This is a genomic window from Bifidobacterium sp. LH_389 (genome assembly GCF_056357235.1).
In genome coordinates this window covers 172,914-191,746 of the sequence record NZ_JBKEVR010000003.1, presented here as the reverse complement: position 1 = coordinate 191,746, position 18,833 = coordinate 172,914, and the positions used below count along the sequence as shown (strand labels likewise).

Here is an 18,833-nt window from a genome sequence, read left to right as displayed (position 1 = left end):
CGCAATCGCGTACGGACGGTCAGGGCGGAACCGCTACAGTAGTGGCATGACGTCTTTACTGGAGCATCCCCTCGGCGCGCAGGCCGGCAAACCCGGCGATCGCAGCGCCTTCCACTTCGAAACCATCACCCGCCTGCCATCCAGCGCGGACGGGCTGGGCCGCGACGGCGCGCGCTACGGCCGCACCGGCATCATCCACACCCCGCACGGGGACATCCGTACCCCCGCGTTCGTTCCCGTGGGCACGCAGGCCGCCATGAAGGCCGTACTGCCCGAGCAGATGAAGGAGCTGGGCGCGCAATGCCTGCTCGCCAACGCCTTCCACCTGTTCGAACGCCCCGGCGAGGACACGGTGGACGCGGCCGGCGGACTGGCCCGCTACATGAACTGGGACGGCCCCACGTACACGGACTCCGGCGGCTTCCAGGTGCTCTCGCTGGGCGCCGGGTTCAAGAAGACGCTCGCCATGGACGTGACGGGCCTCAAATCGGACGACGTGATCGCCGAGGGCAAGCAGCGCCTCGCATTCGTGGACGAGGACGGCGTGACGTTCCGCTCCCCGCTCAACGGCGACGAGCACCGGTTCTCCGCGGAAATCTCCATGGGCATCCAGCACAAGCTTGGTGCGGACATCATGTTCTCGTTCGACGAGCTGACCACGCTCATGAACACGCGTTCCTACCAGGAGCAGTCCGTGGAGCGCACCTTCCGCTGGGCGCAGCGCTGCGTGGCCGAGCACTTCCGGCTCACCGAAAGCCGGCTCGGCAAGCCGTATCAGGCGCTGTTCGGCGTGGTGCAGGGCGCCAACTACGAGGATCTGCGCCGGCGGGCGGCCTCGCAAATCGCCTCGCTCGACTTCGACGGCGTGGGCATAGGCGGCGCGATCGAAAAGCGCATCCTGGGCCAGACCTGCGCATGGATCTGCGACGAAATGCCGGAAAACCGCCCCCGCCACGTGCTGGGCATCGCCGCCGTGGACGACATCTTCGCCGCGGTGGAGAACGGCGGAGACACGTTCGACTGCGTGGCCCCCGCCCGCTGCGCCCGCAACGGAGCCGTCTTCACGCGCGACGGCCGGTGGAACATCAAGCGCGCCCAGTTCAAGAACGACTTCTCCCCCATCGAGGCCGACTGCGACTGCTACACGTGCCGCCACTATTCGCGCTCCTACGTGGATCACCTGCTGCGTGCCCGCGAATACAACGGGTTCACGCTCGCCACCATCCACAACGAGCGCTTCTTCGTACGGCTGCTGGACGAGATCCGCGCGTCCATCGACGGCGGCTACTTCGACGAGTACAAGCGCGAGACGCTGGCCCGGTTCTACGCCAACGGGTCGCGCGGCTGAGTGCGCGGCGGGGCGGGTTCCGATCTCGCAGATTGAGCGAATCAGATGCCGCAGAGGGTGCGACACGCCGAATTAGGCGCATCGGCAGCCCCGTGGTAAATTATCCATTTGTCTGCGAGTGTGGCGGAATGGTAGACGCGCTGTCTTCAGGTGGCAGTGAGTGTATGCTCGTGGGGGTTCAACTCCCCCCACTCGCACGCAGAGATGGAAGCCCCGGAGGTGCTGGAAATACAGCACCTCCGGGGTTTTCTTGTATGCAGCGGACGCAACGCCGGCCGCGATGGGCATGGTACCTGCGACGTTTGCAGTCATTGATGGCAGCCCGGCCTACCTGCATCCCGTCCCGTCTGCCCGATGCACTGCAGAATCCCGCAGAGCTCGGCCACGCAGCGGCAGCCAACAGCACGAAGACCATCAGTAATCCGCGAGAGACCGACGTTCTCGTAGAACGAGCCGATCGCGTAGAGAGCGTTCGCGTTCCAGCGACTCATTGAAGAGCTCACGACCGGAACGGCCAAGCGCGTGGACATTCGTCCGTCGCCAACCATGACTGCACCATGACCGGGCTGCACCCGCACCTTGGCCGGGCTGGAAGCACGATCGTTTTCGCTCATTCGGTCCAACCTGTGCCCTCAAATTCGCAAGTTGGACCGATCATGCGAAAAAACGGGCTCCCGGAGGCCGAAAAATCGCACGATCGGTCCAAGCTGTGATTCACGGGCCACAGATTGGACCGATCGAGCGAACCGAGGCCGCCCCACCCGCGCACCGTTCATTGCGGCGAAACGTCCGGCGCATACCGTGGGGCCATGACCGATATCGAGGATTTGCTTGGATCCACGCCCGTCGCCGCACTGGAACGGCTCATCATCGACGGGCAACTGAGCGCGGAGGAACTCACCCGCGCCGCACTGCACAAGGCGGAACGGCTCAACCCACGCCTCAACGCGTTCAGCGACATTCACCCGGACGAGGCGATCGCCGCAGCGCGCGCACTGGACGCCGACTACGTCCGCACCGGCACCGCCCGCGGCCCCCTGCACGGCATCCCGATCGCCATCAAGGACGAGAACGACGTGGCAGGCTACGTGACGGGCTACGGCGGCGCGGCATTCACGCATGTCGCCGCGCGCGACTCCGCGGTGGTGAGCCGGCTGCGCGGGGCGGGCGCGGTGATCATCGGCAAGACCCGCATGCCAGAGTTCGGCATCTGGCCGTGGACCGAGTCCAGCGCGAACGGGTACACGCGCAACCCGTGGAACACACTGCGTTCCACGGCCGGTTCCAGCGGCGGTTCGGCGGCGGCCGTGGCAGCGGGCATCGTTCCGTTCGCGATCGGCGGCGACGGCGGAGGCTCGATCCGCCTGCCATCCTCGTTCTGCGGCCTGTTCGGACTCAAGTGCCAGCGCGGGCGCGTGACGGCCAGTCCGAACGCGAACCTGTGGCAGTCGCTCGGCGTGATCGGCCCACTCGCACGATTCGTGGCGGACAGCGCGCTGGCATACGACGTGATCGCCGGCGGTCTGCCCTCGGACCCGTGGCCCGCCCCGCCTCTGGCCCGCCCGCTGTCCGACGCGGTGCGTGATGCCGTGCGCGGAGCCGATGCCGCGACCGATACGCCCGTTCCGCGTCTGCGCATCGCCGTCAGCGCGAAGAATCCCGCAGGAGGACCGACGGCGGACCGGGAAACGCTGGATGCGCTCAGGGCCACGGCGGACGCGCTGGCCTCGCTCGGCCACCATGTGGAGCGCGTGGACCCGAAGTACCCCACGATCACATACGAGTTCCTCGCGCAGACCGCCGCCGGCGTGGCCGAGGAGGCATCCCGCGCCGACCAGCCGCGGCTTCTCGAGTCCCGCACCCGCCGTCTGCTCGCCCTGACGCGCCCGCTGCGCCCGCTGAACGCCTCGGCCATCCGCCGCGGCATCGCCATGGGCAAGGCGTTCGACCGCACGTTCTTCGGCGAATACGATCTGCTGATCACCCCGACCACGCCCACGCCCGCCGTGCCGATCGGTCAGCTCGACGGCTGCGGTGCGATCGCCGCGTCGCTCAAGGCCATGGGAACCTCGTCCTACACGGCCATCTGGAACGTGCTCGGCAATCCGGCCGCCGCCGTTCCCACCGGCTTCAGCCGCGACGGACTGCCCCTGAGCGCGCAGATCATCGCCCCGCAGAACCGTGAGGACCGCATCCTCGCCATCGCCGCCCAGCTCGAACAGGCCCGCCCGTGGGCAGACCGCCGGCCGGAACTGTAGCGGGCGACGACAGGGCACGACGGAGCGGCGCGGACGAGACGGAGCGCGCGGAACGACAGGAGTTCGGAATGCGGCAACTCGGACGCCCAAGCCCAAATACGGGCTGCGCGGGCCGAAATCCGCAATTCGCAGCACTATCGGGTCGCAAATCGGCCGAAAAACGGCCCGATAGTGCTGCGAATCCGAGATTTCGGCCCGCGCAACCCGTCATTTCACCTCATTTCACCTCACGGCCGCACGGACCGTCATCTCGATGCGATACCCGGGCAGATGGGCTCCGACCGTGGCCCGCGGCGGGTATGGGGCGGTGAACATGCTCTGGTACACCTCATTGAATGCCGCGTAGTCATGGTCGATGTCGTCCAGAAACACCTGAACCTGCAGCACATGGTCCAGATCGGATCCCGCCTTGGCCAGAATCTCCTTGAGCCGCTCGATCGAGTACCGTGTCTGCTCGCGGATGCCTTCGCCGCGCACTTCCCCCGTTTCCGGGTCGTGCGGCGTGCATCCGGAGGTGAAGACGAAGCCTCCCGCGACGGTGGCGTGGCTGTATGCGGCTACGGTGCTGCCAACGTTGATGGTCGTGATTTCCATGATCGTTCCTTTCTTACCCTGACTGCGACGAACGACTGTGATATTCAGCGGCCGAGCACGGCCTTGAGGAACCGGCGTGTCCGCTCCTTGCTGGGGTTGGACATGATCCTGTCGGGATCGCCTTCCTCAAGGATGCCGCCGTCGCCCATGACCACGAGATGATCTGGGTGAGTTCTCCGAACCCGGGGAGATCCTGCTGACCACCGGTCTGAACATCCCGCAATGGCATGGAAGCGCCGAGATCGACGGTTCCGACGCAGACGCCGGGGGCGGCGATAGCGGCGAGCGCATCACGCCGACGGCCTACCGCAGACTGTGCCGGGATTACGTACAGAGCATGTTCGAGGCGGGCGTACTGGCGTGCGGATTCGGCGTGGGTGTGGAACACGACGCGGTTCCGCAGCCGCTCGTCGACGCGGACAGGCGCGAAGGACTGCCGCTGTTCGAGGTGCCGCTGGACATCCCTTTCCAAGCCATTGTCCGCGTCTCACCCCAGCACACGGTACCGGAAATCACGGAACGTGGCGGAGGATGCGTTGCGGCGATCCATGTCGATCACGTCAAGCCCGATGAAATTGCCGGTATAGCCGCCGGACAGGAACGTGACGTCCAGCGGTGCGAATCGGGTTTCGCCGGTGCCGTCACCGACCGTGAACCAAGCGCGATTGCCGTCGAGACGGACCGACAGTTTGTACCGACCTAAGCCAGACACCGGCACGACTTCCACCTGCGAGAATTCGCTGCGGACCGACTGCTGCAACACCGCGACAGGTCCGTATCCGTCACCGCCTCGCACCCCTTGGTCACTCGCGGTAATCATGAACAGCACGTAGTTGGCGTCGTTGAGGTACAAGGCCAGGCCGGCGAGCTTGAGGTATCCGACGGACGAAAGGTTCGGCTCATAGTCCATACAGACCGAGGCGGAACAGGAGAGCGCCGTCTGACGCGTGGCAACGAGGTGCTGGTCAAAGAACGATTGCGGCGACTGCCCGCCTCGGATGGTCAGCCCCGAATCGCTCATTCCGGTTCCGAAATCCAGCCATCGCGCATGCGGCATTTGGCGCAATGTGTTCCAACGGCTGGACTCCAGCGCCGGTCCGGCCAACGGGTCATCGAATCCCGGGGCGTTCAGCCCCACGAATGGATCTTCCACATCCAATGACGGGTCGGACGGCATCTCCGTCGGCCCGGCGCAATCCCCGACCTGCACCATCTCCAGCGGGTGGTGGCCGCCATGGGACAGCCGCAACCAATCGTCGTCGCTCCAGTGCACCGGCTGGATTGCCGTTTCACGGCCCAGGATCGAAAAGCCGCCATTGTCGTCGAACGGCCTGCTGCACAGGTACGCCATGTACCAATCGCCGCCCGGGGCCTCGACCAGCGACGCATGACCGGCGCACTGCAGCGGCAGGGACGGATCATCCGCGGCGGTGATGAGCGGCGTGTCCGGATCGACCTCGTATGGCCCCCACACGTCACGGCTTCGAGCCACGGTCTCCTGATGCCCCGCCTCGGTGCCGCCTTCCGCGGTGAGCAGGTAATACCAACCGTTGCGCTTATAGATCTGCGGCGCCTCGGTCTTGCGAGCGTCCGTGCCGGGGAAGATCACCCGCGCCTCGCCGACCAGATCAAGCGATTGCGGGTCGATTTCCTGCATCACGATGCCGGCCGACTTGTTGCGCGTCTCGAGACGGTAGTCCCAGATCGCGTTGAGGAAGTATGCGTGGCCGTCGTCGTCAAAGAACAGCGACGGGTCGAAGCCGGAACTGTTGACGTAGGTCGGCTCGCTCCACGGTCCGCGCAGCGAGGGGGCGGTGATGATGTAGTTGTCGCAGTCCTTGTACGGCACCCGGGTGGATCGCACGTTGGTGTATGCCACGTAGTATGTACCGTTCCGCCACGCAGCGAAGGGCCCCCAGATGGAGCATGCGGCGGGATTGCCCTGCAGAGAGGGTGAGACCGGACCGTCCAGCACGGAGGTTTCATACCGCCAGTGCGATAGGTCGTCCGAGGAATAGACGCGCAGACCGGGCAGCCATTCGAACGTGGAGACGATGATGCGATAACACTCGTCATCGCGGAAGATCACCGGATCCGGGGCGAAGCCGGGGATCACCGGATTGTGGATGAGCATGGGACACCTCACTGCTTGACGGCGCCGGCGGCAAGGCCGGACTGCCAGTACTTCTGCAGGAACAGGAACGCGATGATAAGCGGCACGATCGCCACCAACGAGCCGGTGAGGATCATGTTGTTCGGTACCACGTGATAGCTGGCGTCGCCAGCCATCTTCATCCACACGTTGAGGCCCACGGTGAGCGGGTAATCGTGCACATCATTGAGCATGATGAGCGGCAGGAAATAGTTGTTCCACACGCCCACGAGCGCAAACAACAGGGTGGTTACGAAGCCCGGGGAGAGCAGCGGGAAGGCGATCTTCCAGAAGATGGTCCACGTGTTGGCACCGTCGATGCGCGCGGCTTCCACGAGGGAGACCGGAATGGAGGTCTGCGCGTAGATGATCATGAGGTACAGGCCGAACGGGTTGCTCAGCTGCGGCAGGATCACGGCCCACGGCGTACCGGTCAGACCTATCTTCGAGTAGAGCAGAAACAGCGGCACAGTAATGACGGTGGCCGGAATGGACATGAAGATGAGAGTGATCCACAGCAGTGCCTTGCGACCGTGGAAACGCATGGTGGCGATCGCGTAACCGGCGAAGGTGGCGAACAGCGTAGCTCCGAGGCCGGCGACCACGGCGTACACCAGAGTGTTGAGCAGCCATCGCGGGTAGATGCCTTCCTCGAAGGTGAACGTATCCACGATGTTTTGGCGGAACGCCATGTTCTCGCCGAACCACATGCCGTTGGAGGTGTACAGTTCCCCGTTCGACTTGGTGGAGGAGAACACGAGCCAGACCAGCGGAATGAGACAGTAAACCACCATGAGCAGCATGACCACGTGGATGAGAACGTTCATGACCTTCTGCGTGGGCGTGAGCTCGACGGGGATGCCGGACTGTGCGGCCGCCTTCTTGCGCAGGCGCAGCCGGTGGTCCTTGGCGGCGAGCTTGGCGTCGCGGCGGCGAAGCGATGCGGAACGGTTTGCGGACGACATGTTACTTCTCCTCCCACTTGTTGCCCAGCGCCTTGACGACGGTGACGATGGCCATGGTGAACAGCCCGACCACGAGCGAGACGGCGGCTGCATAGTTCACATCCTGACCCTGGAATGCAAGACTGTAGGTGTACAGGTTCGGGGTGTAGTAGCTTGTGACCACCTCGGGTGCGATGGTTTGCATCATGCTCGGGGTGTTGAACAGCTGCAGCGCGTAGATGATGTTGAACAGCAGCGTCATGACCACCGAGGAGCGAATCTGCGGGATCTTGACGCTCCACGCGATGCGGAACTCGGTGGCGCCGTCCATGCGGGCGGATTCGTACAGCTCCTCGGGCAACGCGCGCAGCGACGAATAATAGATGAGGGTGTTGTAGCCCATGGACACCCAGGTGGAAATGTTGACGAAGGCGAAGACCATGAGCTCCGCGCTCATCATGTCCGGAGCCTCAGCGCCGAACAGGGCGAAGAACTGGCCGAACAGGCCGTAGTCGGTGCCGTAGATGTAGCTCCACATGAGGGCCGCGATCACGTTGGGCACCGCGTAGGGCAGGAACAGCAGAATGCGCGGCACAGCGACGTGGCGGATGCGCTGGGAATCGAGCATGAGTGCGGCCAGCAGCGACAGCGCCGTCATGAGCGGCACCTGAATCACACCGTACAGCAGCACGCGGCCAAAGCCGTTCCACAGCAACGGGTCCTTGATCGCGCGGAGGTAGTTGGAGAGCCCGGCGAAGGTTTCTCCGCCGATCATCCGCTGCTTGTACAGGCCCAGATAGAAGGCGTAGACCATCGGGATGATAGTGCCGCCGAGAAAGACGATCACGTACGGCAGACACCACAGCATGCCGATGTGCTGCATTTTCTCCTTGCGGGGCTTGACGGATGCAACCCCGGTCCCGGCACGAGCAGTTACGGAGACCATATGCGCTCCTTTCAATGACGTTCACGCGCTCCGTGTGAAAATGCCGGGCGGAGGGAAAGGAACGGTGCCCCGCCCGGCTTTTCATCATCGAGGGAAAAGGAAAGAACTCGCCGACCCGCCCTCGATGTACGGGCCGGCGAACGGCTGCCGCTACTGCGCATTTACCTTGAAGCCCTGATTCTCCGCGTAGGTCTTCAACGAGGACTGCCATGTGGAGAACGCGGAAAACATGTCGCCGCCCTTCTTCATCTGGGGCACCACGATGTCCTTGTAGTCGGTGGCGTACTGGGAGTTGAAGGGCAGGATGGACCAATCGGCGTTGATCTTCGCGGCGGAATCCATGTAGATGGCCGTGACTTTCTGGCCGAAGTAGTCGTTGTTCTCATTGCTGTAGGACGAATCCTGAAGGTAGGTATTGGAGGCGGAGAATAGGATCTGGCCGTCGCTGTTGCCGATCTTGACGGCTTCAGCGTCGGAACCTAGCCAATTGATGAAGGCGATGGCCGCGGCGCGCTTGTCCTCGGCGCAGGCAGTGGTGACCGCATACAGGGATCCGCCAATGGTCGCGGTTTTCACGGAACTCGCATTGCTGCCCCATGCGGGCGGCAGGCTGATCTTCACCTTGCCCTTGAGGTCGGGCTGCTGCTTCTCGTAGGTGGAACTCCTCCAGGCGCCGTCGATCTTCGTGGCCCAGCGGCCCTCCGCGAAGCCTCGGTTGTATTCGTCGGTCTTGGAAGCGACGGGTTCGAGCACGTCCTCGTCGATGAGCCGCTGGATGAACTCGGCGACCTCCTTGACCTTGTCGCTCATCATCGTCAGATCGACGTTTTCAAGCCCTTCGACCTTCCACATCGGCGCCTCGGCTTGACGCATGATCGCCGCCATATACCGCACGTCCGCCGTATCGATGTAGCCCATGTACTTGGTCGGATCCGCCTGATGCAGTTTGATGCCGGTCTGTTCGAACTCGTCCCAGGTCGTCGGGGTTTCGATGCCGTACTTGTCAAGCACGTCCGTGCGCGTATACATCACGATCGGCGCCATGTTGTCCGGGATGCCATACAGGCCGCCCGCCACGTGCACGTCGCTCCACGCCGCCTCGTTGTACAGGGAGCCCAGCTGCTTTTCGACACTGTCCTCCTTGAAGTTGAGCAGTGCGCCCGTCACCGCGTACTGCGGCAGGTAGTCGAACTCCAGCATGGTGATGTCGGGAATGTCCTTGCCAGCCTTGATGACGTTGGACAGCTTGGTGTAATGATCGGACGCCGCGCCGGTGCCGGTGAGATTGATCTTGATATGCGGATACTGCTTTTCGAACGCCTCGATGCGGGGCTTCACGGAATCGGCCTGCCACGTCCAGACGTCCAGGGTCACATCCTTGTCCGATTTCAGTGCGGCATTGATGTCCGACATCGTGATGCCGACGGACTTGGATCCGACTGCGTTGTCGCTGCCGCCATTACCGCTGCCGCATGCCGCCAGACCCATCACCATGGCTACGCAGGCCGCCAGCGCAGTGCCACGCCTGCCAATCGTCTTGAATTCCATCATTGAACCTTTCCGATAATCTCCATTGATTTCTTTTGCGGTATTTTCATATCGCTTACCGGTAAGTATAGAGATCGGCTTAGCGGTTAGTCAAAACCTCGCACTTGCTCCCCTAACTACCGTGGACAGGTATTCTTGTTGATTTTTCAAGCATTATAAGCAATCTGCAACATAAGCACAGAAGCGAACATCTTCAACCATTTTGCAACTTCTTTTCGGAAATCGAAAACTTGCGAGATATGCTTATCATCAAGATACGTTGTGAAGGCGCAAACTGTTTTCGAAAAGAGTGAATATGGTCAAGACGACTGCGGTCGAGGAAACATCATCGGACGGAAATGGCCGAACGACGCTGAGCGACATTGCACGGGCCGCGGGCGTCTCAGTCACCACCGTGTCCAAGGTGGTCAACGGAAAATCGGACGTAGCCCCCTCCACCCGCGAACGCATCGAGCAGACCATGGAACGGTTGGGCTATTTCAAGACGCACGTCAACACCCACGCTACCTCCCAGCTCATGGAAATCGCCTTTCAGCACCTCGATAACTCCTGGACCATTGACCTTCTGCAGGGAGCTGCGATGCAGACCCAGCCAGACGGCATTCGGCTGGTGCTCTCCATGCTGGGAGACTCCGATGAGCCCGTCACAACCTGGGTTGAGGAAGTGGTTGCACGCCGCCCGCTCGGCGTCATCGTCGTATTCTCAAAACCATCCGTGTCGCTGGCCAAGCGACTGGCCTCGCGGCAGATCCCATGCGTGTTCATCGACCCATGGGGCGCACCGATGTCCGGCATCATGTCCGTGCAGGCGGACAATTGGTCCGGGGGACTGCTTGCCACCAGGCATCTCATCGAACTCGGGCACCGGCGCATCGCCACCATCACCGGGCCGGAAAACACCATGTGCACTATCGCCAGACTCGACGGGTACCGGGCGGCGTTGCGCGAAGCCGACATCGAGATCGACCCCCAATTGGTGCGTCGCGGGCGCTTCCGCGTGTCGGACGGGGAACGGCTGGCGACCGAATTGCTGACCTCGCGCCACCGTCCCACCGCCATCTTCGCGCAAAGCGACTTCATCGCCATGGGCGTGTACCGTGCGGCCAAGCAGCTTGGTCTCACCATTCCCGAAGACCTGTCCGTCGTCGGTTTCGACGACATTCAGACCGCGGCTTACATGGGCCCGGCTCTGACGACCGTCCACCAGCCATTGAGCGAGATGGCAGCGGAAGCGGCACGAATGATCCTCTCCGCACATCGCGGGGAATCCACCGGCGACAGGGTCATCCTCCCGACTTCACTGGTCGAACGCGAAAGCACCTGTCCCCCCGCACAGTCGCAAAGGAGCGAATCATGACCGCGCGCACCCCCTCTCCCGTCACCGTAGACGACCTCACTCTCGAAGAGAAGGTCGCCCTCACTTCGGGCGCGGACGCCTGGCATCTGAACGGCGTACCGTCCAAAGGAATCCCGGGATACATGATCACTGACGGTCCGCACGGCCTGCGCAAGAAACGTTCTGGCAACAGCGCAGTCGGTCTGTATGACTCGGTTCCGGCAACCTGTTTTCCGCCCGCCGCCGGCCTTGCCAATTCATGGAACCCCGATCTGGCCCTCGCGGTCGGCTCGGCCATGGGCGAGGAAGCCCGGCAGGAGAAAGTCGCCGTGATCCTCGGACCCGGAGTGAACATCAAACGAAATCCGCTGGGCGGTCGCTGCTTCGAATACTGGTCCGAGGATCCCCTGCTCGCTGGGCGTCAGGTGGCCTCGCTTGTCGAAGGCATCCAATCGCAGGGCATCGGAACCGCATTGAAGCACTTCGCGGCGAACAATCAGGAAACCGACCGCATGCGCGTTTCCGTACGGGTCAGCGAGCGCGCGCTGCGCGAAATCTATCTGCCTGCATTCGAATATGTGATCCGGCACGCCAAACCATGGACGGTGATGTGCTCCTACAACCGGATCAACGGCACGTTCTCGTCCGAAAACCGCTGGCTGCTCACCGACGTACTGCGCGGAGAATGGAAATTCGACGGTTTGGTGATGAGCGATTGGGGTGCCGTGCACAACCGCGCCGCATCGCTGGGCGCGGGATTGAACTTGGAAATGCCTCCCAGCGCAACAGACGATGCCGTGATCGCCGCGGTGGGCGACCGAACGCTTGGCGAAGCGCAACTGGACAGTATGGCCGAAGGGGTGCTGCGGCTGCTGAGCAAGGTCGGTCATGCCATGGCAGACGACGGGTTCGCCTACGATCCGGACTCCCACCATGCCATCGCCCGCCGTGCCGCACGCGAATCGCTGACGCTGCTAAAGAATGAGGACGGTATCCTTCCTCTCAACGACGGCGACCGCATCGCGGTCATCGGTGAATTCGCGCGCACGCCACGCTATCAAGGCGGAGGATCCTCTCATATCAACCCCACCCGACTGACATCGTTCCTGGATGCCTTGAATGCGCGTGGGGACCGGGACCGCTGCACATTCTCCCCCGGCTTCACCTTGGACGACACCCCGCAAGATCCCGCCCTGACCGCAGAGGCGATCGCGGCCGCCCGAGGCATGGATAAGGTCCTCATGTTCCTTGGACTGCCGGAAGCGCAGGAATCGGAAGGATTCGACAGGATCAGCCTGAACCTGCCCAGCAAGCAGATCGAATTGCTGCAAGGCGTGGCAGCCGTCAATCCCAATGTCGTCGTCATACTGTCCAACGGTTCCATAGTGTCCGTTGCGGACTGGCAGGACCGAGCCAAGGGACTGGTCGAAGGATGGCTACTGGGACAGGCGGGTGGCGAGGCGACCGCCGACGTGCTGTTCGGAGACGCGGACGCCACCGGCCGTCTGCCTGAAACCATCCCCCTACGACTCGAAGACAATCCCTCCGCCATGAACTTCCCCGGCGGAGAAGGATCCGTGGACTACGGCGAGGGTGTTTTCGTCGGTTACCGGTATTACGACTCCTTCGATCGTGACGTGGCATATCCGTTCGGCTTCGGGCTATCCTACACGACGTTCTCGCTGACCGGATGGCATGCCGAAGCAACGGGTCCCACCAGTGCGACAGCGCGTGTTACGGTGACCAACACCGGTCCGCGTCCCGGTTCTCAGGTGGTTCAGATCTACGTCGTTCCCCCGCACCGGTCGGCAGCATCCCGTCCCATCCACGAGCTGCGAGCGTTCGGCAAGGTCAGTCTGGCCCCCGGAGAGAGCAAGGAACTGCACTTCGAGCTGGGAGACCGCGCCTTCGCCTACTGGTCCGAACGCTACCAGGACTGGCATGTGGAAACGGGCGACTACGGCGTTGAATTCGCAACCTCGTCGCGCGACATCACAGGCAGCGCTATCGTCACGCTGGACGGCGACGGAAAAGCCATGCCCCTGAACGCCCTGTCCACTGTCGAGGAATGGTCCGAAGACCCAGTCGGCGGACCGATTCTTCGCACCCATATAGCCGCGCTCGAAGCTGCCGGCGATTCCTTCTGGCCTGCCGACAGCATCAGCCGCCTCTTTTTCAACGCGATGCCGCTGAGCAACGCAGTCGCATCATTCACCGTATCAGGGCGACCTTTCATGAAAATCGTGCTGGAGCATTACGCATCGGCATCTGCGTCATCCCGTGGCCGCGCTGGGGAGTGACGGCAGTCGTCATCAGGCCGCCAATGCGCTGACGTCGCGCACGTCCGTCAAGTGGCGGTTCATCGCTTCCTTGGCGCGCGCGGCATCGTGTGCCTTCACGGCTTCCAGAATCAGACGGTGTCCAATGAGCGAGATGCGGCGCCCCGTCGCCGTGCGATGCGAACGCCCGCGGACCTGCTCGGTGCATTTGAAGGAAAATCGCAGCACGGTCAGCAGCAACGTGTTGCCGGTAGCATGGGCGAGCAACAGATGGAACTGGATGTCCAGCTTCATGGAGTCCTCCGCCCCGATCGTTTCGTCCGACTCCTTGCCCACGATGCTTTCCAGAGCGGCGATGTGCGTAGGCTTGGCACGTTCCGCGGCCAATGCGGCGATGCTCGGCTCCACCGATTCACGCAGCTCGGTGGCGTTGTTCAACGCCACATCCGTGGCCTCCAGCAAGGATGCGAGACGACGGGTGCTGGACATAGGGTCCAGCACGGTGCTGCCGCGTCCCTGAACGCGGTCCACGAGGTTCTTCGATTCCAGTTCGGCCAACGCCTCGCGCACCGAGGCGCGGGAGACGCCGAATCGCTCCGCCAGCCGCCGTTCGGCGGGAAGCCGTTTGCCGGGCTTCAGCGTACCGATCATGATGAGGTGCTCCAGATGCGCCGCCACCTGGGCTCCAATGCTGCGGTTGGTAAGTCTGGGAACCGGGATCATTGTTTCTTTCTCTGTACGCATGCCGTCATATTGGCACGCTGGTTTTACCACTTTGCGTCCGAGGGCGCCGATTGGTCTGTTACTTGTTTTGTATTGTCTCGGGGCATGGTTGACGTATGTCTCGGGGGATGGTTGACGGCATGTCTCGGGACATGGCTTACGCCTGTTCTGGGGCATCGGTGACGTCCGGCAATGGCCGGCGGCGCTGGTAGTCCCGGGCGGCGTCGAGCGCCTGGTCGGCGAGGAGCTCACCGGTGTCCGGGTCGATGGCCGTGACCACGCCATGGACCACCCTCAGTTCCACGACCCTGCCCGCGTTTCCCCTGCCGATGTTGACGGTGCGGCGGCAGCCGGCGACGATCCACGAGACGCAGCCGCGCCCGTCGGCCCTGCGGCGAACGGCCGGGACGGTCACATCGACGGCCGCCGGCCGTTCGCGTCCGGCCCGGTGTCCCTCCCCGTCGCGCCTAGCCTGCTCGCGCGCGGCGATCTCGGGATCGGGACCGGCCTTGCCCTTCGCCTCGTACGCCTGTCTCGGGGTGCGCCGGCCCAGCGCCCGGTGGGGCCTCTCCTCGTTGTACTCGCGGCGGAACTCGTCCAGCTGCGCGTTGAGTTCGTCGAGACCCCCGGCCAGGGGGCGGGCGATGAGCCATTGCTTGAGGGTGCGGTGCCAGCGTTCGATCTTGCCCTGCGTCTGGGGGTGGTAGGGGCTGCCGTTCTTCCGGCGCACGCCCATCAGCGCGAGCAGGCGCTCGAACGAGCCCGGCTCGGCCGAGTACAGGCGGGTCGTGTACGCGAGGCCGTTGTCGGTGAGCGTGGACGCGGGGATCCCGTATCCGGCGCACGCGTGGCGGAACGACTCCTCGATGGTCTTCGCGGTGACCGTCGCATACGCGTGCGAGTACAGGAGGAACCTGGAGTGGTCGTCGAGCCAGGAGACGATCAGCGCGTCCGCGCCGTCCGCGATCGGCCAGTGGGTGAAGTCCGACTGCCAGGTCTCGTTGGGCAGCGCGGCCTCGAACCTCGTGTACGAGGACTTCGGCCGCTTGGCCGGCTCGGGCCTGACCAGGCCCGCGTCCCTGAGGATCCGGTGGATCGTGGAGTTCGCCGGGGGCTTGACGCCCTCGCGCTCCAGCCGGGCGGCGATGGACTCCGGACCCGAGTCCAGACCGGCGGCGTCCAGTTCGCGCCGGATCGCCACGATGCGTTCGACGGTCCTCTCGTCGGTCCTGTTCGCGATCCGGTGCGCGCGGCGGGAGCGGGGCAGGAGCCCCGCCTCGCCCTCCCGCTCGTATCTGCGCTTCAGCTCGTGCGCCCACTGTCTGGCCACGCCGTGGCGGCGGGCGGCCTCGACGACCGGCATGCCCGCGAGGATCGCGTTGACGACGGCCTTGTTGCGCAGGAACTCGCTACGGGCCGCGGGACCATCATCATTGGAATGTACTGACCTGTTGCTGTGGCTGTGTATCCATACACCATCCAACACGCGGCAGGTGTCAACCATGCCCCAGGACATACGTCAACTATCCGCTCGAACTAGACAACTCAGCGGCACCCTGGTGGACGCGCTCTACCGCGAATACCGGCTCGAGCACGCCTGTCACTACCCCTCACGCCCGCTGCACCAGCTCTTCCGGTCGTTCCTTACCCTGTGCGAGGAGAACCAGTCCAACACCCAGTACATCTCGCAGAGGGGCGCGCTGATCGTCCACGAGATCTTCGCCTCGCTCTCCTACACCGCAGCCCCCTCGGAGCTGCGCCCGCGCAACGACTACGCCACGGCCGCGAAGACCTACATCGACCGGCACATCAAGGACGCCATGACCATGCAGGACGTGGCCGAGCACGTCGGCATCTCCACGGCGCACCTCAACCGCATCTTCCCCGAGCGCTACGGCGTCAGCGCCTTCAAGTACTACTCCACCGCGCGCATGGAACTCGCGTGCGCACTGCTGCGCAACACCAACATCCAGATCCGGGAAATCGCCCGGCAGCTGCACTTCGCGGACGAGCACTACTTCTCCAGCGCGTTCCGGAAGGCCATAGGCGTGGCACCGCGCGAGTACCGCAACATCTGCGCGGGAACGGCGGGAGCAGCGAACGTCGCGAGCGCCGACCCGGGCGACGCGGGAGCCACGGGAATGGGAACGGAATCGGGCGACGCGGATCGGGCGTGAGCACTGCGGATATGAGCACCGCGGACACGGGCACCGCGAGCCCACGAGTACGGGAGCGAAAACGGAGGCCGCCGCAACGGGAACGAGCGCAGCAAACATAAGCGCTTTGCCCGCCTGCTCAGACGCCGGAGCAGGTGGGCAAAGCGCGGGAGCGGATTCGGATGCGGGATCGGTGCAGGATTTGCCGGTACAGGCATAGACACGGGCACGGCGGGCGCAGGCGCAGGCCATGCCTCAACAGGCGCTAACGATCCTCCGCCATCTCCACGCGTCTCGATCCCGCCTTGCCCCGCGAGCGAATCCACCAATTGAGCACGGATCCGGCGGCCACCAGTAGCGCGCCGCACCAGAACGGCAGGGACAGCGAAAGCCCGAGCAGCACGGCGCTCGCGGCGGTGGACAGCACCGGCGTGGCGTAGGACGCCATGGCAAGCGTGGTCATGCTGCCGTGGAGAATGCCGTACCCCCAGCAGGCGTATCCGCCGGCGATGGCCGCCGAAGCGCACAGTACCGCCAGCCACGACTGCACGGGCGGCATCGCGGCAGGCCAGCCCTCGCCGGACGCGAAATGAATGACCCACAGGGCAACGGCCACCAGCGGGAAGAACACCGACGTACCGTCCATGCCCTTCGCCATGGCGGGCGTGAACACCGCATACACCGACCATGCGGACGCACCGGAGAACGCCAACAGGTACGGCAGCGGATTGTCGGCGACGTGCCCGGCGGCCAATCCCCAGTCCAGTCCGCTGTTGCCGCCCACGGCCAGCACCACGCCGGCGGCGGCCACGATCGCACCCGGCAGCACGCGCAGCACCGCACGGCCGCGGCCGCTCCCCTGTCCGGATTCCGCCCCACCGGATGTTCCTAGCTCGCTGGACTCGCCCGACTTTCCAGACTCCGCTCCGTCCGTCCCGTCTGACTTGCCGGCACCGAACACCGCGGCGGTCAACAGCACCATCATGGTCGGCCACAGGTAGTTGACCAGGCTGACCTCCACCGACGACTCCGCCGTGGACGCCAAGCCGACCGACAGGGAAATCGCCGACTCATAGAACACGAACAGTAGCCCACCGAAGACCAGATACCTTCGCGGGTATCGGCTCAGCGGCGCGGGCCGGTGGAACACGAACAGCAGCACCACGCCGCAGGTGTAAATGAGCGACGAGCCGAGTGTCGGGCCGAACCCGTCCGCCACCACGCGAACCAGACCGGTCATAAAGCTCCACAGGCCTATCGCCATAAGGCCCACCGCCGTGGCACGTATGGAAGGAGACTGCCACCACGACGGCCCTGCGCCCTGCAGTGCCGTTCGCCGCCGCTGCCGCTGCCGGTTCTGCCGCCGTTCATCCGCCATGGCACAGCCTCCCTCGCACATTTTCGTATTGATGACCAGTGTGGCGGGCGGGGGGCGACGCTAGGACGGCGCTATCTCGCTTCATGGGGAAGATTCTGCGGCTTGCAGCATGCTATCTGCGTTCGTGGGGTACTTCGGGCGGATGACGGAGCACGTGCCGTGCACCGGAACCGCGGAATTGCAATGGCCCGGGCTTTGGTGAGCGCCGGTTACGGGTCCCGAAGTACCCCACGAACGCAGATGGCATTCCGCAGGAACCGAAATTCACCCCACGAAGCGAGATAGCACCTTGCATGGGCCGGCTTCCCATCCCGTGCCGGCTGCCCATACCGTGCCGACGGTGCCCGACGGATGCGTCGCGGCGATGCAACGACACACTGCGCGCACGAGCCCGCCACGGCATGCCCGCAGCCTGACGCCCTCTCGACGCGCACATGGCACTGCCGCAATTCCGCGGTTTTGCATTGCGCGCATGCCGGGCAACGCACAGGCCAGACAAGCCATGCAACTTCTCGCCGAAAAACACGAATGCCGGGCGGCGTGCGATCGACACGCCGCCCGGCATTCGGTGATTGGCATTGTTTCCCGCCGCCCGCCGAACTAGTCAACGTAGGAAACGTAGAGCGGGCAGCGCAGAAAACACGCCGTAAATCAACCCTCGATGGCGATCTGGCGCTTGGCCTCAACCTGCGGCTGAGCCTGCATCTTCGGCACCTGCAGGCACAGGGTGCCGTTCTTGTAGCTGGCGTGAATGTCGGTTTCCTTCACGTCCTCGCCCACGTAGAAGCTACGCGAGCAAGAGCCGGCGTAACGTTCGCGACGCAGCCACTTGCCGTCCTGAGCCTTGTCATCGTGCTCGCTGTCACGATGCGCGGACACGGTCAGGTAGCCGTTCTGCAGTTCAAGGTTGATGTCGTCCTTCTTGAAGCCGGGCATATCGATGTCCACGTCGTAGCCATCCTTGGTTTCGCGCACATCGGTGCTCATCATGTTGTTCGCCAGAGCGGCCGCAGCCGAACCGTTGCCGTTGTCACGCCAACCCTCGAAGAACGGGTCGTCGAACAGATCGGAGAACATCGTGTCATTCATCAAAGCCGGAAACATTGCCATAATCCATACTCCCTAGTCAGGAGATGGAGCGGTTGGGCTCGACCGGCGCCTTCGCGGGCAC

The 18,833-nt window shown here is 63.9% G+C and carries 15 protein-coding genes and 1 tRNA gene; 6 read left to right on the top strand and 10 right to left on the bottom strand.

Features of this window, described 5'->3' with window-relative positions; all coding sequences use genetic code 11:
• The first annotated feature begins 46 nt into the window (after positions 1 to 46).
• Positions 47 to 1,348, top strand: a complete 1,302-nt coding sequence (tgt, locus tag AC1AZA_RS04925; protein WP_476513631.1) for a tRNA guanosine(34) transglycosylase Tgt — start codon at positions 47 to 49, stop codon at positions 1,346 to 1,348.
• Between the two features lie 114 nt (positions 1,349 to 1,462).
• Positions 1,463 to 1,545 (top strand) — tRNA-Leu (locus AC1AZA_RS04920).
• A 111-nt stretch (positions 1,546 to 1,656) separates the two neighbouring features.
• Here the strand turns inward: AC1AZA_RS04920 and AC1AZA_RS04915 are convergent.
• Entirely contained in the window at positions 1,657 to 1,962 is a 306-nt protein-coding gene (locus tag AC1AZA_RS04915) for a hypothetical protein (protein WP_476513630.1), read from the bottom strand.
• A gap of 195 nt (positions 1,963 to 2,157) precedes the next feature.
• Here AC1AZA_RS04915 and AC1AZA_RS04910 point away from each other — a divergent pair, with 195 nt between their 5' ends.
• On the top strand, positions 2,158 to 3,606 hold the full coding sequence (locus AC1AZA_RS04910) for an amidase family protein (RefSeq protein WP_476513629.1): 1,449 nt from the start codon (positions 2,158 to 2,160) through the stop codon (positions 3,604 to 3,606).
• Between the two features lie 222 nt (positions 3,607 to 3,828).
• Here the strand turns inward: AC1AZA_RS04910 and AC1AZA_RS04905 are convergent, their stop codons facing one another.
• The 5 genes from AC1AZA_RS04905 to AC1AZA_RS04885 all read right to left on the bottom strand — a co-directional run bounded on the left by AC1AZA_RS04905 (position 3,829) and on the right by AC1AZA_RS04885 (position 9,793).
• The gene (locus AC1AZA_RS04905; protein ID WP_476513628.1) at positions 3,829 to 4,200 is read right to left on the bottom strand and encodes a RidA family protein; all 372 of its coding nucleotides are present in this window, start codon (positions 4,198 to 4,200) and stop codon (positions 3,829 to 3,831) included.
• 487 nt (positions 4,201 to 4,687) lie between these two features.
• Positions 4,688 to 6,334: a family 43 glycosylhydrolase gene (locus AC1AZA_RS04900; protein WP_476513627.1), complete on the bottom strand. Its 1,647-nt coding sequence runs from the start codon at positions 6,332 to 6,334 to the stop codon at positions 4,688 to 4,690.
• A gap of 8 nt (positions 6,335 to 6,342) precedes the next feature.
• Positions 6,343 to 7,317 (bottom strand): carbohydrate ABC transporter permease, encoded by a 975-nt coding sequence (locus AC1AZA_RS04895; RefSeq protein ID WP_476513626.1) that lies wholly within the window; start codon positions 7,315 to 7,317, stop codon positions 6,343 to 6,345.
• Between the two features lies 1 nt (position 7,318).
• The gene (locus tag AC1AZA_RS04890; RefSeq protein WP_476513625.1) at positions 7,319 to 8,242 is read right to left on the bottom strand and encodes a carbohydrate ABC transporter permease; all 924 of its coding nucleotides are present in this window, start codon (positions 8,240 to 8,242) and stop codon (positions 7,319 to 7,321) included.
• A 150-nt stretch (positions 8,243 to 8,392) separates the two neighbouring features.
• Entirely contained in the window at positions 8,393 to 9,793 is a 1,401-nt protein-coding gene (locus AC1AZA_RS04885) for an ABC transporter substrate-binding protein (protein WP_476513624.1), read from the bottom strand.
• Between the two features lie 292 nt (positions 9,794 to 10,085).
• On the opposite strand from AC1AZA_RS04885, the gene AC1AZA_RS04880 reads away from it, so the two are divergent.
• Positions 10,086 to 11,147 (top strand): LacI family DNA-binding transcriptional regulator, encoded by a 1,062-nt coding sequence (locus AC1AZA_RS04880; RefSeq protein ID WP_476513623.1) that lies wholly within the window; start codon positions 10,086 to 10,088, stop codon positions 11,145 to 11,147.
• Complete coding sequence (locus AC1AZA_RS04875; protein WP_476513622.1) at positions 11,144 to 13,426, top strand: glycoside hydrolase family 3 C-terminal domain-containing protein; 2,283 nt, start codon at positions 11,144 to 11,146, stop codon at positions 13,424 to 13,426. Before AC1AZA_RS04880 ends, AC1AZA_RS04875 begins: the two co-directional genes overlap by 4 nt.
• A gap of 12 nt (positions 13,427 to 13,438) precedes the next feature.
• Here the strand turns inward: AC1AZA_RS04875 and AC1AZA_RS04870 are convergent, their stop codons facing one another.
• Together AC1AZA_RS04870 and AC1AZA_RS04865 are read right to left on the bottom strand one after the other, a co-directional pair.
• Positions 13,439 to 14,083 (bottom strand): FadR/GntR family transcriptional regulator, encoded by a 645-nt coding sequence (locus AC1AZA_RS04870; RefSeq protein ID WP_476513621.1) that lies wholly within the window; start codon positions 14,081 to 14,083, stop codon positions 13,439 to 13,441.
• 202 nt (positions 14,084 to 14,285) lie between these two features.
• Positions 14,286 to 15,632 (bottom strand): IS481 family transposase, encoded by a 1,347-nt coding sequence (locus tag AC1AZA_RS04865; RefSeq protein ID WP_476513620.1) that lies wholly within the window; start codon positions 15,630 to 15,632, stop codon positions 14,286 to 14,288.
• Here AC1AZA_RS04865 and AC1AZA_RS04860 point away from each other — a divergent pair.
• The gene (locus AC1AZA_RS04860) at positions 15,631 to 16,305 is read left to right on the top strand and encodes a helix-turn-helix transcriptional regulator (RefSeq protein WP_476513619.1); all 675 of its coding nucleotides are present in this window, start codon (positions 15,631 to 15,633) and stop codon (positions 16,303 to 16,305) included. The genes AC1AZA_RS04865 and AC1AZA_RS04860 overlap by 2 nt on opposite strands.
• Before the next feature lie 244 nt (positions 16,306 to 16,549).
• Here AC1AZA_RS04860 and AC1AZA_RS04855 read toward each other — a convergent pair whose 3' ends face one another.
• Together AC1AZA_RS04855 and AC1AZA_RS04850 are read right to left on the bottom strand one after the other, a co-directional pair.
• Positions 16,550 to 17,662 (bottom strand): drug/metabolite transporter permease, encoded by a 1,113-nt coding sequence (locus AC1AZA_RS04855; protein ID WP_476513618.1) that lies wholly within the window; start codon positions 17,660 to 17,662, stop codon positions 16,550 to 16,552.
• Between the two features lie 651 nt (positions 17,663 to 18,313).
• A complete protein-coding gene (locus tag AC1AZA_RS04850; RefSeq protein ID WP_476513617.1) occupies positions 18,314 to 18,772 on the bottom strand; it encodes an Hsp20/alpha crystallin family protein in 459 nt (152 codons plus the stop codon).
• Positions 18,773 to 18,833 lie beyond the last annotated feature (61 nt).

What these genes read in the sequence shown, in the direction of transcription:
- AC1AZA_RS04860 (WP_476513619.1), top strand. Translation starts at nt 15,631, where the DNA reads ATGCCCCAGGACATACGTCAACTATCCGCTCGAACTAGACAACTCAGC.
- AC1AZA_RS04875 (WP_476513622.1), top strand. Translation starts at nt 11,144, where the DNA reads ATGACCGCGCGCACCCCCTCTCCCGTCACCGTAGACGACCTCACTCTC.
- AC1AZA_RS04900 (WP_476513627.1), bottom strand. Translation starts at nt 6,334, where the DNA reads ATGCTCATCCACAATCCGGTGATCCCCGGCTTCGCCCCGGATCCGGTG.
- AC1AZA_RS04850 (WP_476513617.1), bottom strand. Translation starts at nt 18,772, where the DNA reads ATGGCAATGTTTCCGGCTTTGATGAATGACACGATGTTCTCCGATCTG.
- AC1AZA_RS04895 (WP_476513626.1), bottom strand. Translation starts at nt 7,317, where the DNA reads ATGTCGTCCGCAAACCGTTCCGCATCGCTTCGCCGCCGCGACGCCAAG.
- AC1AZA_RS04865 (WP_476513620.1), bottom strand. Translation starts at nt 15,632, where the DNA reads ATGGTTGACACCTGCCGCGTGTTGGATGGTGTATGGATACACAGCCAC.
- AC1AZA_RS04885 (WP_476513624.1), bottom strand. Translation starts at nt 9,793, where the DNA reads ATGATGGAATTCAAGACGATTGGCAGGCGTGGCACTGCGCTGGCGGCC.
- AC1AZA_RS04855 (WP_476513618.1), bottom strand. Translation starts at nt 17,662, where the DNA reads ATGGCGGATGAACGGCGGCAGAACCGGCAGCGGCAGCGGCGGCGAACG.
- AC1AZA_RS04905 (WP_476513628.1), bottom strand. Translation starts at nt 4,200, where the DNA reads ATGGAAATCACGACCATCAACGTTGGCAGCACCGTAGCCGCATACAGC.
- AC1AZA_RS04915 (WP_476513630.1), bottom strand. Translation starts at nt 1,962, where the DNA reads ATGAGCGAAAACGATCGTGCTTCCAGCCCGGCCAAGGTGCGGGTGCAG.
- AC1AZA_RS04880 (WP_476513623.1), top strand. Translation starts at nt 10,086, where the DNA reads ATGGTCAAGACGACTGCGGTCGAGGAAACATCATCGGACGGAAATGGC.
- tgt (WP_476513631.1), top strand. Translation starts at nt 47, where the DNA reads ATGACGTCTTTACTGGAGCATCCCCTCGGCGCGCAGGCCGGCAAACCC.
- AC1AZA_RS04890 (WP_476513625.1), bottom strand. Translation starts at nt 8,242, where the DNA reads ATGGTCTCCGTAACTGCTCGTGCCGGGACCGGGGTTGCATCCGTCAAG.
- AC1AZA_RS04910 (WP_476513629.1), top strand. Translation starts at nt 2,158, where the DNA reads ATGACCGATATCGAGGATTTGCTTGGATCCACGCCCGTCGCCGCACTG.